Below are 15,206 nucleotides of genomic sequence, written 5' to 3'. Positions count from 1 at the left end.
TAGCCCCTAACCCTCAGCTAACTGCATCATAATCCTGGCTGTTGCACCCCAAACAAAACGCTCTGAGGCCTTGTATTGATAAGTTTTAATATTCAAGCCAAAACGATTAACAACTATCTCTTTATAATTGGACGCTTGCGCAACCTCATTCATTGGTAGCTTGAATACTTCAGAGACTTCTAGATTAGCCTGATAGGGTAAGAGATTATCAATATCGGCAAACCAAGGATAAATAATAAAACCCGTCAGTGTACGCTCAGACCTCATTTCACTTTGGAAATGCACCCTTGAAGGCGCAATACCTAGCTCTTCTTCTAACTCCCTTATAGCTGTTTCGTAAAAATTCTTATCCTCATCCTGCCATCGCCCGCCGGGGAAACAAACCTCTCCCGGGTGATTTCGTAATTGTGTACTACGCTGAGTTAGAATTAGGCTATCGCTGGCCAATTCACGCAGGACAATCACTGCAGCTTCTTTATTAATCATAGGTATTCAATCCATTCACAATAGCAGCAATTTTGGTAAAACATTCAAGGTATTCCTCTTCACACTTTGAATCAATCACTATGCCACCACCAGCCGCCATATGTAAGATTTCCTCTCTTGCGACGACCGTGCGTATAGCAATATTGCTATCAAAGCGACCATGGCTGGAAAAATAACCTATCGAGCCACAATAGACTCCTCGAGCATAAGCCTCCTGCTCGGCAATAATACGCATGGATTCTAATTTAGGTGCTCCGGTAATTGATCCACCGGGAAAACAGGCTTGAAAGGCATCCATTGCTGAAACATCATCTCGACAAATGCCGGCAATATAACTGACCAAATGATGCACTTCCTGATAACTTTCAACTTGGCAAAGTGCCTTTACCTGCACAGAGCCTGTTTTGGAAATTTTACCCAGGTCATTACGCAATAAATCAACAATCATAACGTTTTCAGCCCTATTTTTAGGGCTATCTAACAAGGATTGACGTAAGTTGGCATCTTCTATAGGGTTTGCTGATCTTTTTTCTGTGCCCTTTATTGGTGAGGTGAGTAACAACCTTTTGTCCATCATAAGGAAACGTTCTGGTGAAAAACTTAAGATATCTGCGGTTGCAGAACGTAGAAAGGCTGAAAAGGGAACAGGATTATTTGTACGGACTCTGCGATACATCGCCCAGGGATCCCCCTGGTATCCAGCATTAAAAGGTTGAGAGTAATTGACCTGGTAAGATCGCCCTCTTTGTAATTCATTTAAGATTTTATAAAAAGCTTGTTGATATTCAGTCTTGGCTATCAGTGATTTGAATCCTTCTTTTAAATTAAAGGGCTTCACTCTATAGTTAGCCGATTGCCAAAGCTGCAACACCTCTGCAACTAACTCTGACGTATTGGGCTGAGTATTTGCCGCGAATAAATGAACTTTCTTTAAATGATGATCACTAATAATCGCCCAATCATATAATCCCATTTCAACCAGAGGTAGGTCTTGCAAACTGGGCTGTGCAGGGCTATCAATTCCAGCAAGCCGGGCTGCAAAATCATAGGAAAAATAGCCAATAGCTCCGCCTTGAAACGGTAGGTCAACATTAGAGGTCTGCTGAGGAATTAAATGTTGTAATTCATTATAGATTTCAGCCCTACAATCTTGGCCTGTGCTTATTCTGAAATAATCATAGGGGAAGGCACTAAGAATATCGTACCGCCCTATCCCTTGGTCTGCAGACTCCAGCAGTACAAAACCTGGCAATTCAGCAAGGTTGTTATAGTGTTTTATTAGCTCATTCGAATAATTAAGCTCAAAAATTTTACATTCAGCCACAATTTTCCTATTTCATACAAATATTTTCTTAAAGCCCCTTTACCTGTACAGGGAATAAATTGTACATTTCGAGCTGTTTTTCTCAAATTATATAACTATCATGCAAATCTACTTCGCCAATATACGTTACCTGGGTATCCCTATCATTTGGGAGTATGACGAAGCAACGAATAAGGCCACCTGCCTTTTCAAGCTTACAGATACAACACGTATCGTCAACAAAATAAGCATGATAACTTCTTTACGTGACCTTGAGGGTCTAATTGTTAACGATGATACACATGAAGTGATTATCGATGATGCGCTTAGATTTTTCAAAAGCAATCAGATGACACGATTTGAACAGACACCTGTTGTCCCTCCTCTTAGCCTACAAAGTATTTCAATAGGCGGAGAAAAGGAACCAGCGTTTTTTAGCAGAAAGCTCCCTAAACCACCAACTCATAGAACGAGTCCCGTACCGGCGCTCATAAGTTCTTCTAGTACGTTTGAGCTGCCGCCTTCTTTAGACTCTATTCCCTCGTGTAGCTCCACTACTTTAGTAATAGAATCAACAGAGAGCCAATCCACCGATGATAAAGGTTTTGATCTAGAGGTGAAGAATGGAATTTGGCTTAACACAATCTTTCCAAAAACCGAGAATGCTGATTTAACCAAATGGAGCAATACTCGAGCTCATGAAGGATATTTCGAAGGAAAAACACGCGAGGACGAAGAAGAACGCCTGTCCTCTCCTTTAGTAAGTTTGCAGTACAACAAAAATCATGAGCTATACCCTATAAAGTCAAAACAAATGGCCTTAGTCCGTTCCCTGTTTGATCAAATACTAGCCCCTATATATGAACAAATGAATGAGGGTCGGCCAGCTCCATCACAATTAATAGGCTTTTTCCAAAATGCTATAGAAGGACTGATGCTTAATGGTCGCTTCAATTCAGGACCTACTGAATACGAAAAAATGTCAGAGGAGGAACGCGCTGAAAAATTTGGAGATGATGAACTTGCCTATGAGGACGCAGTGCTTGAAGCTCGACGCGCTCGTGCAAGAGTCATGTTAAGACCCCTTCGCTATTTTACTTCTGATCTCCTTTTACAGTTTAAAGATGAAACACTTAGAAGAGACTTAGAGCTTTTAAAATTTGCAGCTCGGTCTAAAAGGCAAACAATTGATTGTATTATTAACGAATTAGAAACTTTAATTATCGATTCAGGCAAAGTTGAATTCAAATTCGCTCAGCTGTTCAATAAACTTATTAGTCAACTAAGCAGAAAAGACGACGTTAAAGACGAAATTATTGAAGAACAAGAGTCATGCAGCCATCAGGTACACTCTTTCCTATTATTAACCTTATTAGCTGCTCATGATGAAACAAAAAAGAAAAGCAAAGCGAGACAGCGAGAAAAAGCCAAAATTAATGAAATTGCAGCAGAAGTCGTCAGATCAGCAATTCAAGCCATCAGGAACGACCCCGCATTTATTGACTCCCCCCATATTCCAGGAGGGAATGATTTTTATTTTTCAAAAGAGCTATGCTTGGTATTTCAGAATGGCTTACCAGCCTATTTTAATAAAGAGTTAGAAACACGGAAATTTGCTAAATCTAAGCATAATAAGAAAGAGAAAATTGCTATCATAAAAGATTATGTTGTTGATTTTATAGGCAAACAACTTAGGGCTGTGCCATTACAACCCTCATCTTCATCTTCCTCACCACAAAATCCCGAGATGAGAATACCCACTCCACGTACTCCACGCACTCTCATTTCCTCAATCTTTACCAGACAGCCAAGTGCAAGAGTAGTTGATAAAAAAGCTGCGGATCCCTCTACTAATTTTAATATTTAGTGATCGGATAAATTGAACTCTAGTAAGTTTTGTCATTCCCGCCCGCGTGGGAATGCATTGTTGCCTGGATAAACTGAGCAGCCGTCATTGCGAACACAGTGAAGCAATCCAGAGTTCGAAGCTCTGAACCTTAGATTGCTTCACTGTGTTCGCAACGACGAGAGGTAGAGGACTACAAACGAACCTAATCTGAGCTAAATTAACTTCATTTTCGCTTCACAACAGCAAAGTAGACCCTAGTTTTTAGAAAAAATTCTGAGTATTCTATGGGCCACGTGTTGTTAACAAGGAGACAGACCGTGACAACAGTCGCTCAATTTGAAATACCCTTCACGCAATTCCTTAATGAAAATGGAGAAATTTGCGAGACGCTGCCCTCTTTTACTAATGATAAAGAATCCTTACAAGAGCTCTATCGCATCATGGTTCGCACCCGCACCTTTGACAAAAAAGCAATTGCCCTGCAACGCACCGGTAGAATGGGAACCTACGCCCCTATAAATGGCCAGGAAGCCATTTCGACGGCGATCGGCCATGCGATGCGTCCAGAAGATGTGCTAGTGCCCTATTACCGTGATTACGCCGCACAGTTCCAACGTGGTGTAAAAATGTCGGAGATTCTTGCTTATTGGGGCGGCGATGAGCGTGGTAGCCAATTTGCTTGCAATTCACAAGATTTACCCATCTCTGTTCCTATTGCCTCACAATGCTTGCATGCCGCTGGTGTTGCCTTTGCCTTTAAATATCGTAAGCAACCTCGTGTTGCTGTTGTTTGTATTGGTGAAGGTGGTACTTCAGAAGGTGATTTTTATGAGGCGATGAATGTGGCCGGTGCATGGAATTTACCTGTTGTCTTTGTGGTTAATAACAACCAATGGGCTATTTCTGTTCCTTTATCCAAACAGACAAAGACAAAAACTATTGCGCAAAAAGCAATCGCCGCAGGTTTCGATGGTATTCAAATTGATGGTAATGATATTTTGGCCTGCCGTCAGGTGATCGCTGAAGCTATTGAAAAAGCACGACAAGGCGATGGCCCGACTTTGATCGAAGCACTGACCTATCGTTTATGCGATCACACCACAGCCGATGATGCTACCCGCTATCAGCCCCAGGATGAAGTTGAAAATGCCAAGCTGAAAGAACCAATTAGCCGTTTCAAACATTTTCTGGAAAGCCAGAATCTATGGAACGATGCCAAGGAAGAAGCTCTGCTGAAAGATTGTAATGAAGTTGTGCAACAAGCGGTCGAGGAATATTTGAACCGTCCCAAACAGCCAATCAGTTCTATTTTTGATTACCACTTTGCCGAATTACCAGACTATCTGGTTGAACAACGCGCGATTGCGATGGAGGAAGCGTCTAATGCCTGATATTACCCTAGTAGAGGCTGTCACTCAGGCCTTAGCTTATGAACTAGCACATGACGAGAATGTCGTTGTTTTTGGTGAAGATGTTGGTAAGAATGGCGGAGTTTTCCGTGCAACTGTAGGCTTACAAGATCGCTTTGGTGAGCAGCGTGTTTTTGATTCTCCTTTGGCTGAATCAATGATTGCTGGACTTGCTATTGGTATGTCTTTACAAGGTTTAAAACCCGTTGCTGAATTTCAATTCATGGGGTTTATCTACCCAGCCATGAATCAAATTATTTCTCATGCCGCTCGCATGCGTAACCGGACACGCGGCCGCCTTCACTGTCCGCTGGTATTCCGCGCACCTTTTGGTGGCGGCATCAGGGCACCTGAGCATCATTCTGAGAGTACAGAGGCTTTATTTGCCCATATTCCTGGCTTACAGGTTGTTATTCCTTCTTCACCCAAACGGGCTTATGGCTTATTGCTCGCCGCAATGCGTAACCCTGACCCTGTTATTTTTCTCGAACCCAAACGAATTTATCGCTTGGTGAAACAGCCGGTTGAAGACAATGGTGTAGCCTTACCCTTGGGCAAATGTTTTACCCTGCAGGAAGGTGAGGATCTGACGCTAATAAGTTGGGGCGCCAGCATGCATGAAACCATGCAAGCAGCAAAACAACTTGGCGAAGAAGGCATTTCTTGTGAAGTGATCGATGTCGCGACTATTAAACCTTTAGACATTGATACTATCTTGGCCTCTGTTGAAAAAACCGGACGTTGTGTCATCGTCCATGAAGGTGCAAAAACTGGCGGTGTCGGCGCTGAAATTTCTGCACAAATTATGGAGAATGCCTTGTCCGATTTATTAGCCCCTGTTCAACGTGTGACTGGTTATGATGTAGTCATGCCCTATTTTCAGTTGGAAAAACACTACATACCGAGCGTCGCTCGAATCAAAGACAGTGTTATGAGCATAATGGAGTGATAATGAATATTTTTAATTTACCTGATTTGGGCGAAGGCTTGCCCGATGCCGAAATCCACGAGTGGTTTGTTAATGAAGGCGACACAGTTACTGCCGACCAGCCTTTGGTTTCGATGGAAACAGCAAAAGCAGTTGTTGATGTCCCCAGCCCACAGAGCGGCACTATAATCAAGCTTCATGGCAAGCCTGGTGATGTCATTAAAACCGGCGAGCCGCTGGTTAGTTTTGAAGCCACTTCAGCGCCTCGTGTTGATAAAGGGACTGTTGTTGGTAATCTTGAAGAAAGTACAGAGATCAGTGAAGACAACTTCACAATTGGCTCAAGCCGTTCACAGTCTCAACGTTCTAAGACAACTCCAGCTGTGCGACTTTTGGCTAAAAAACTAGGGATAGATTTAAACGCCTTAAATGGCAGCGGCGAGCATGGTCTGATCACTCGCGAAGATGTGCAAACAGCAGCCAATAAGAAGGCTCAATTACCTGAGGGTTATGAAGCTTTACGCGGTGTACGACGCGCTATGCTTAACTCGATGGTGCAATCACATCAAGAGATTGTACCCGTTAGCCTATTTGATGAGGCAGATATCAGCGCATGGCAAGCTGGAAATGACGATATTACTGTACGTCTAATCCGCGCAATCATTTATGCTTGCTCTCAGGAACCAGCTCTCAATGCCTGGTTTGATACAGACCATGCGGCACGCAAATGCTTTAAGGAAGTCCATCTTGGTATTGCTATGGATAATAACGAAGGACTCTTTGTTCCAGTGATTCATAATGCAGCAAGTTGTTCAGATGAGCAATTACGCAATACTATCAATAACTATAAAAAAGAAGTGAGTGATCGAGCCGTAGCCCCAGAGAATTTGAAAGGAGCAACCATTACCCTATCAAACTTCGGCAAATTTGCCGGCCGCTTCGCCAGCCCCATCATCGTACCCCCGATGGTAGCAATCCTTGCTGTAGGACGTTTATACCAGGGTGCCGTAGTTGCCAATGACAGAGTAGAGGCGCATAGACTATTACCCTTATCACTGAGCTTTGATCATCGTGCAGTTACAGGTGGAGAAGCGACCCGCTTTTTAGGCGCGGTTATTGAGTCCTTGCAAAAGGCTTAATTTAAACTTGTAGCCTGGATGCAGCGCAGCGTTGAGGAATCCTGGCATTTTTTAATCAAAGTATCATTTAGATACCTATGTGAATATTAATCAGTTACTTTGACTTATATGTGTGTCGTTCCCGCGTAGGCGGGAACGACACACAAAAGAACAGAAAGAACTTATATGGCACATGCTTTCTATTTAAAAAAATGCCAGGATCACTCAGAGCGCAGCCAAATCCTAGAGCTCTGCCCCCTTAAGGAATAACAAATGCCCTTAACTCCTTCTAGGGAGGTAATAGCTCCCCCCCCTAACATAGCCCGAAGAGAAAGAACACCTTAAGCAGCAGGGGCTGCAATTTCCTGAACAGCCTTATCTACATCTGCGACAACATCAATTCCATTAGGATTGTAGAAAAGGCTGGCTCGGCCTGTTGATAGTTTTGTTTTTACCGCCACAGCTGCTGCGAAAGCTCCCAAGGTAACTACCGAAAGCACTGCTGTCGCGATGTTTGCCACGATATGTCCCCATGAATAGTATTTTGACATCACATCGTTTTGACTATGCAATTGACAGGTGAAATCCGCTTGGAAACTCTCAAGAAGCTCTTTCTTCTGTACAGACTCGCCCTGTTCTGTGAACAGTTCGCTGTTATCAATAAGGAATAAATCCACTTGTTGACTTAAATCCAGAGCTAACTTTGTTGCTACCTGGCTATCAGCTTCGCGTCCCTCTTCAGCAAGAGTCAAACTAAATTGATTTATCAATTTAATTTTGTTGTAGAGAATATCAATCCCCTCTGCAAACTCAGGGTTAGAGCCTGCTAAGCTTTGAAGAATTTCCAAAGCATTAGCATGTTGCGTATCAACATTGACATCAAGCTGCACTTTCTCTACGGGCATTTGCTCATAATCTTCTGGCACTGCCTTCTGCTGATCTTTAATCACCAGAAGCATACGATTGATAATTGGCTGTAGTTTAAAACCTATAAATGGCCCGTCTTTTTTAGCGAGGCAATCAGAAATGGTTTGCACATCGCCTGACAGCACATAACTATCTAAAGATTTATTGAGTTCATCAACAAAGGTAGCCCGCTCAACAGCATCCCTATCAAATAATCGATCTTTCAAACTATATTGAATCTCTCGTTGCTGAATATAAGTCGTAAATTCTGCTTTAAATTTCTTAGCAAAAGCATCCCTGTTCTCTATACGCTTCGCTAACTGGCTATTAACCGCTGTATTAATTGCAATTCTGTCGTTCAAGTCTTGTAAATCGCTAATCAGACTATTCAATTTGACCAGCTCAGGATCGTCTACTAGTCGGTTTTGTTGTTCCAAGGTTGTTTTTAAGCGTTTGAGTTCGGCATCAGTAGGAAAGTCTGCTAATTGCTCCTTTACTTCTGTTAGCAAAGTATCGTTTGCGGCTTTAGATACTTGTAATTCATTAGCAGCAAATGAAACAGCATGATTCTTTATTCCCAAGAATGTTTGCGATAATTGCTCAGCTAAAGAAGCAACTCCTGCATTAATGTCCATTTGCAATGATTGAGCATTATCTTCCGATAACTGCACTTTTTCCGGCATAGCATTAATGGCAGCCTCTGTTTCCCCATTAGGAGTTAAGTTCAGATCGTTTAATAAATAATCTTTCTTCGATGCAGACTCGGTAACTCTGGTGCTTAAAGCACTTGATAAAGGCATTAATCGATCAAGAAGAAGCAACTTAGCTCGAGCATCTAAGGCTTCCAGGCCGCTTAGTTCTTCGTTAATTGAGCGATGTGTTTTCTCATCCTTTGTTAAACGCTCTTTCAAATCGTTTATCTTCGTTTCACAGATCTGAGTGACCAACTTATCAATATTTGTTTTGCAGCTGGTCAATAAGGCTCGAGCTTTATCTACATTTTCTTGATAGCTTGCTGGTTCACTCAGCTTGGAAACGCCTAATTGCAAGGCTGCAACAGAGCTTTCCTGTAGCGTTAACTCATGTCTTTTCGCTCTAATATCTTCCGCCAATTGCACTTGCTTACCATTCAATAAATCCGCTGTCGCTAACTCAAGCAAGGAAATTTCCAGTTCGCCAATCGCCTTGCTTAGGGCTTGATTTTCATAGAGAAAATCTGCAGTTTTTCCAAGGACCTCAATGCTTGCGTTTATATTTTTAAGCTCAGTTTCTTCTTCTGCTACTTTAGCCTCGAGTAGTTCAATTTCCCCAAGAACTTCTTTTTGGCTAGCTTCGGTATTTTTTCTATCCTCTAATGCGTGTCCTAAGTCACTATACATTGTTGCCAGACTTTGGAGTTTTCCGCTAAAAAGTACAAAGTCTTTTTGGTGTCTACTATATTCTTCAAGGTTTAACTTAGATCTTATTCCTTCCTTGTAGGCTTTAATCCGCTCCTCTATCAAAACTAATAACTCATTAGTTGCTAAGATAACCCTCTCATCAGTAGCACTAGCATCACGATACACATTCCAATTTGCTACCGAATGATTCGGATGATTAAGGCGTATTAATAAATCATTAAATCCCTTCTCAAAAAGGTGCCACTTACCAGGGTTATATAGTTTATAGATTTCTTCATCGAGCTGACCAAAAGGCATTTTCCCTTTTTTCCCTGAAATAATTTCCCAAGCTTTTTGTAGCACAGCTATTTCGAGAGTAATTACAGGGTCAATGTCGAAACTTCTTATCGTATCTAATGCGGATGATTGTCTAGATATAAAGTCATCGAGCCAAATAAATGTTTGTTGCGCTTGCTCAGGAATAGCTAAAGTTTCTTCGCTAAGTTTTTTATCTGCCTCAGGTTCAAATTTCTTTAATGTAGGAAGTAATCTAGCTGCTTGAGATTGGATCACCCCCAGTTGCATTTGGGTTAACTGGCGTAATTCATGGATAGTCCCTACATTTAACAAAGGATCAGATTTTTGCAGTATCTCAGTATGGCTATCCTTTTGCTGATATTTCTCTTGCAACTCATCTTTATGTTGCTCGTGAAGCTGGGCTAGTTCTTTGTATTGTGCTTCTGTCGCTTCTTTTAATTTTACAATAGCTGCTGGGTCTGAAGACTTCAGAGACTCACTCAGTTCTTTGGCTGCTATTGCCTTAGACTGCTCGACTATTAAACGACTTCGCTGTATCTCGAAGTTTTGTGACCACTCTTGTAATTGATTTAGACCTTGTTGGGCCTGCTCTCTAGCAGTGGAGTAGCAACCATATGCAGCCTCGGCAATATCGGGATCACGAGCTAGCAAGTCATTAGGGCAGTCTGCAGGTTTGCTAAGCGCATCGTGCAAACCCTGCATTTTTTGTTGAAAACCCTTAAGCGCATTATTTTGCTGATCTAAATCCTCAAGTTTTTGTTTGATAGCTAATAATCGTTCATCGATAGCGGTAGGCATTCCTTGCAGATAATCGCTCACCAAAGGCTTAGCTAATGTGAGAAGACCATTTAGCTGCTCGCAAGCACCAAGATTCAACTCTTGATGTCTAGCAACTTCTTGCTCATGCCATCTCTTTACCTCAACAGCAATCTGCTCATCTAATTCAGCAATTTTAACCCTAAATTGTTGTTGCTTAACCAACAGGTCATCATATCGGCTCTCTTCGATTGCAAGCTCAGCTGCAACGTCCATCAACTCGATTTCACCGCCTTCAGTTACATGGAAAACCATGTTAGGCAAGGGCAAGCGGCTATAGCTAGTATTTAATCCGCCCTCTGTGGCTCGCACTAACTTTTCTGATAACTCTGGATGCTTAGCAATTAAAGTCTCGACAGTGGCTTTATCATTAGCAGTTTTTCTTGTTTGCAAGTCAGCAATTAAGTCAAGACTATCTACCATAAATCCACGAATATCATTCATGGAACTAATCCGAGCAGCTGGCTGCCTATCAATACTTTGAAATTCGAGATAATCTGCGGTGCTCGCTACCTCTCTAAAGCAATGTTGATTTGATCGTTTCTGGCCTTTAATAAATTCAACTAAAAGTTCTGACTTAGCAAGCTCAGACTTAACATGTGGAGACTCAGCATATTTCTTATAATAAGCACTTATAGCAGAGGTTAGTTTTTCAAGAACTAAACCAAATCGTGTTTGGTAAATTTTACCGGCATCAAATACTTTAGTAGTAACATTGGGGACTTCACCCTTTGTTTGTGTAAAAACATATCGAGATTGCTCTGTAGGTGTATGTGCTATCACTGATTGAAAACGCTCGGGAACAAGGTAGGCAATCACCCCGTTCTTAAGATCAATTGTAAAGGCTTCGGGATTTAAAAAGGATACTAATTGAGCCAAGTCATCCGGTGCTTCAAGCAACAATTCTAATGCGTCAACTATGAACTCATAGAGCAGAGGATCAGTGATTTGAAACTCGCCAATTAAATAACGTTGATGATTATCAAGTTCTGCGAAGTCTCTTTCCTGCATTTTTAGAGCTAAAGCATCATAGATATGATCCGCGCCAAAGGGATTAAATAGCTCGTCCAAATCATCCAGAGACGAAACTTGACTAACATTTAGTGCTAAGAAGTTATAACTAGCAATAACCTCTTGCAACAACCCTAATAGTTCATTGCTACAGAAGCCCCTGTCCCTGCTTCTAGCTAATTCAGCAAGCACTAAATCGCGAAACTGTTCCACATTTTCTTCAGTAAACTGCTCAATATTTCCGGATAGCAAACTTTTTCTAATTGCATCTTTTAATATGGAATAATTGTCAAAGAAATGAATATCAAGCCCTCCGGTAAAATCCTCAGAAAGTTCGTTTAATTGTATCCCCTGATTATTGCTAAATTGGGTGAAATCGTAATAGTCAATAAAATCATTTAATTCAGCAAAATAGTGGGCTAATTGGGCACCAGGAATCTTTGATACTTCAGCAAAACGTACCGGTGTATTGGTAGCTAATGTGGCTTTAAGTTGGCGTCTAAATTCGCCTATATTTTCTGGTTTAATCGACCTTAGATTTGCCGTCTTAAGACTTGATTTTATGGCTTCACTCAAGTCTTTCTTAATTACTCTATAGAAAGCATAAGCAGGAGTATCAAAATCTGTCGCCTCCATGGCTGAATCAATTAAACTCTTAACAGAGCTGCCAAAGACAGGCAAACTAAAGGTTGGGTAACTGCCTTTGTCGAAATAACTTAAAAGATTACGTATATCTTTGATATAACTCTCAAGGACTGCAAGTTGCTTTGCTGAGTATGCTCTTTCCAAGGTTGGACGTGAACGATTTTGTCCATCTTGTTGCTTTAATTTAGCAATTTTATTCTGTAATAAAAGGATAACTTGACCTAATGGACTTGCATCGACAGTAGAAAATCCAGTACCAGCTGCTAATCTCAATTTATTGCCCATGTAAACCTCTGAAAGATAAACCCAAATAATTGGGTCAAGGTTATCTCAGAAAGCTTAAGAAAATCTTAAGAAAACTCTGGTTTTTGGTATTATTTTCATAACTCCCCATCTACCCTTCAACCAAATTGGAAAAAGCTTGAAAAATCATATGGTATCTTGCTTATACCAAGGCCGGAATAGCTGGGAAATAACACCGAAAGATGTTATAACCTCCCCACTCAAAATTTAAAAATTTTATTATGCCGACTAAAAAACCTGTTTTAACCAAATCCAGAAAGAGAACCGCCATTATTTATTATCAGGGGAAAGGCTGGTCCCAATCACATGCAGTGGAGCGTATGGGTAATAAAGGTATGTGGACCACGACAGGTGAATACGCCAAAGTTGATCCTGAAAAACGAGTAGCTCTGCTTATTCATCCTCGATCGGCGTGGCTTTACCCTGAAATTGACGAAGTGGATCGTCATACTTCATCTGGCCACAATAGCCGAGTAAAATATAGTCAGCATCAGATAATAATTACAAAACCATCTCCGACTCAATCTCCTTTATCAGATGAGAAACCACTTTATCCTTTAGATGAAACAGGCAGTATTCAGCATTACGAAATCCACAGCGATAAAGCATCATTGGGGCAAAGTACTGACATTGCTGCTCACAAAAAAAAATATGATAGTTTAATGGCAAACAAGCCCAACACAGAAGATGTCATTTTATATGGCGTATCACGAGGAGGAGCGGCTACTTTTGCTGCATTAGCCACCCACAAAGAACACTATAAGAATGTAGCATTATGTGTGCTAGAAGGTCCGCCAGCTTCTGTTCGTAGCATTTTTAAAGCTCCCGGAAAATCGTCGGAAACATCGCGCAGTCTGTTTAGATCCATCCTTTCCGGGCTGGGTAAATTTATCTATAACCTCTTTGCCTCTTTATTTTTAGGAAGTGAACACAAGACCGGAAAAGAACATCAGGCCGCAGGATATATTAAAGATTTTCCTCATCACATCCCTTTAATTATTATTTCGTCCCAAAACGACAGCGTTGTTCCACACCATATCGCATCCAAACTGGCTCGCGATGTAGCAGTTCAACGACAAATCGCCATAGAAACTGGTGTTGAAGACGTAGCTCCCGTCCATTTTTTACAACTTGATAATGCAGATCATGATAACTATATGTCATTGGATAAATATCCTGAAGATGCCAGGCGTTATCAAAATTTTATACATGCAGCTTATAGACGTTATGGTGGCGATTACGTAGATAGTTATGCAAACGATGGTCAATCTGAGCTGGAACTGTCAGAGTTGGTAAGAGGTCCTCTTAAAACACAGATCCAGTTTCAAGGTCTTTTTAAAGAAGCTAAGCCCGATCCTGATAAGCGTAAAAAGCTTAGGGAAGACGCTTTTATCTCCCTGCAAACTGATGAAAGTCTAACGGATCTATCTATTTCTGAAGAAGCACGAGTAAAAAATTTGCTGGCTACTTTACCAGTATATAATAAGCACAGGAGCAACTCTTTGCTGGGAGGGTTTGGTAAAACGAATACTCAGAAAAAAATGGAAGATTTTTTAAGCAACACAACGTTCAACCCTTGATAATACAGTTGAGTCTATATACCCCCAATATGCTGCAACTTTATCAAGTGAATCACCTACTGAAAAAAACATCAGACTCAACTCTGGCTGTTCTGAACTTGGGTAGCTCTCAGGTAGGTGGGGAATTACTTATTTTCTTTTAATATAACTGACGCTAAGTTTTTTTGTAACATTAGGTCGCTACTCTTAATAGCGGAAAATAAAGTTGACTCAGATTATTATGAGTTTATAGCTAATGTCGAAGGATTCAAATATCTAAAAAATAGCCCAGTTTGGCCAAAAACAAAACTAGATGATGACATTAAACAGGCCTTATATGAATCCAAAGCTATGGGTTGTGGCTTAAAGAATGGCTTTGACATAAGGGCCGAGTTGCCTCCCGGGAACTACGCGTGCCTGGATGAAGTATTTTTTGCACCTGTCAGATTACCCAGCCTTAACGTTCTTCCTTCCCAAGGCTGGAAAATTCATATTACAGCCCATCCCCATAGTGCCCAGAAAATTGCAGCACTAATCCTCTCACAAATTGATGCTCATATTGAATTAGCTGGAAACGATGGAAAAGGCACCCCTGCACAGCATACTTTTTATAAATATGGGAATTTAAAGGGAGAGCGCAAGGAAACCCAGGCCGGTAAATCTATCACCATTTATCCATCAAATCGCAAACATGCTGCGGCCCTAGCACAAACCCTTGATAATATTTTACTCTGGGCAATTAAGGGCGGAATATTAACAAAAAATGATTTTTATCCCTGTGTAGGTGATGCGCTTGTTGGTGAGAGTGGCGGAATCTATGTTCGATATGGCTACCTTACAAGACGCGAGGATCGTGTTCAACCAACGAAATACAGTAAAACCTTTAGCGTTCTTCCTAATTCAATGCTAAGGCATAGTTTAGATAGCTGTATTAGTTTCGCAGCCAATGTAAAAGCTATAAAAGACGATAGACGCTATCCATGGCCAGATTTTATGAATAAAAATGATTTGTCTTGGAAAGATGCAAAGAATCCTTTTCCTGGTCTTAATCTACGGTGGTATTTCAATTCGGAGATGCCGCCTATTACCTGGGAAAATCGTCCTGACTTCTGGTTGGATTTACAGGCTCGCTCTGGTAATACAAAAGCGGCCTCAGCACCATCAGTGTAATCAAGG

The 15,206-nt window shown here is 41.3% G+C and carries 9 protein-coding genes; 6 read left to right on the top strand and 3 right to left on the bottom strand.

Annotated elements, in window-relative coordinates; translation table 11 throughout:
* Positions 1–6: 6 nt before the first annotated feature.
* Together BN1094_RS12515 and pabB are read right to left on the bottom strand one after the other, a co-directional pair.
* Positions 7–486 (bottom strand): NUDIX hydrolase, encoded by a 480-nt coding sequence (locus BN1094_RS12515; RefSeq protein ID WP_043874798.1) that lies wholly within the window; start codon positions 484–486, stop codon positions 7–9.
* Positions 479–1,810 (bottom strand): aminodeoxychorismate synthase component I, encoded by a 1,332-nt coding sequence (pabB, locus tag BN1094_RS12510; RefSeq protein WP_043874797.1) that lies wholly within the window; start codon positions 1,808–1,810, stop codon positions 479–481. Before pabB ends, BN1094_RS12515 begins: the two co-directional genes overlap by 8 nt.
* A gap of 100 nt (positions 1,811–1,910) precedes the next feature.
* Here pabB and BN1094_RS12505 point away from each other — a divergent pair, with 100 nt between their 5' ends.
* The 4 genes from BN1094_RS12505 (at position 1,911) to BN1094_RS12490 (ending at position 7,114) form a co-directional block, all read left to right on the top strand.
* Complete coding sequence (locus BN1094_RS12505) at positions 1,911–3,656, top strand: hypothetical protein (protein ID WP_043874796.1); 1,746 nt, start codon at positions 1,911–1,913, stop codon at positions 3,654–3,656.
* A 299-nt stretch (positions 3,657–3,955) separates the two neighbouring features.
* Positions 3,956–5,029 carry a pyruvate dehydrogenase (acetyl-transferring) E1 component subunit alpha gene (gene pdhA / locus BN1094_RS12500; RefSeq protein ID WP_043874795.1) on the top strand — a complete coding sequence of 358 codons (1,074 nt, stop codon included), beginning with the start codon at positions 3,956–3,958 and terminating at the stop codon, positions 5,027–5,029.
* Positions 5,022–5,996, top strand: coding sequence for an alpha-ketoacid dehydrogenase subunit beta (locus tag BN1094_RS12495; RefSeq protein ID WP_043874794.1), 975 nt, complete (start codon positions 5,022–5,024; stop codon positions 5,994–5,996). Before pdhA ends, BN1094_RS12495 begins: the two co-directional genes overlap by 8 nt.
* Positions 5,997–5,998: 2 nt before the next feature.
* Positions 5,999–7,114, top strand: coding sequence for a dihydrolipoamide acetyltransferase family protein (locus tag BN1094_RS12490; protein ID WP_043874793.1), 1,116 nt, complete (start codon positions 5,999–6,001; stop codon positions 7,112–7,114).
* 320 nt (positions 7,115–7,434) lie between these two features.
* Here BN1094_RS12490 and BN1094_RS12485 read toward each other — a convergent pair whose 3' ends face one another.
* Positions 7,435–12,453 carry a coiled-coil domain-containing protein gene (locus BN1094_RS12485; RefSeq protein WP_043874792.1) on the bottom strand — a complete coding sequence of 1,673 codons (5,019 nt, stop codon included), beginning with the start codon at positions 12,451–12,453 and terminating at the stop codon, positions 7,435–7,437.
* A gap of 239 nt (positions 12,454–12,692) precedes the next feature.
* On the opposite strand from BN1094_RS12485, the gene BN1094_RS12480 reads away from it, so the two are divergent.
* Positions 12,693–14,051: an alpha/beta hydrolase family protein gene (locus BN1094_RS12480; protein ID WP_141650476.1), complete on the top strand. Its 1,359-nt coding sequence runs from the start codon at positions 12,693–12,695 to the stop codon at positions 14,049–14,051.
* A 117-nt stretch (positions 14,052–14,168) separates the two neighbouring features.
* On the top strand, positions 14,169–15,200 hold the full coding sequence (locus tag BN1094_RS12475; RefSeq protein WP_043874790.1) for a class III lanthionine synthetase LanKC N-terminal domain-containing protein: 1,032 nt from the start codon (positions 14,169–14,171) through the stop codon (positions 15,198–15,200).
* Positions 15,201–15,206: the final 6 nt, after the last annotated feature.

Origin of the sequence: Legionella massiliensis, from assembly GCF_000756815.1 — a bacterium.
Taxonomy (GTDB): domain Bacteria; phylum Pseudomonadota; class Gammaproteobacteria; order Legionellales; family Legionellaceae; genus Tatlockia; species Tatlockia massiliensis.
This window is presented reverse-complemented; position numbering and strand designations above follow the sequence as displayed.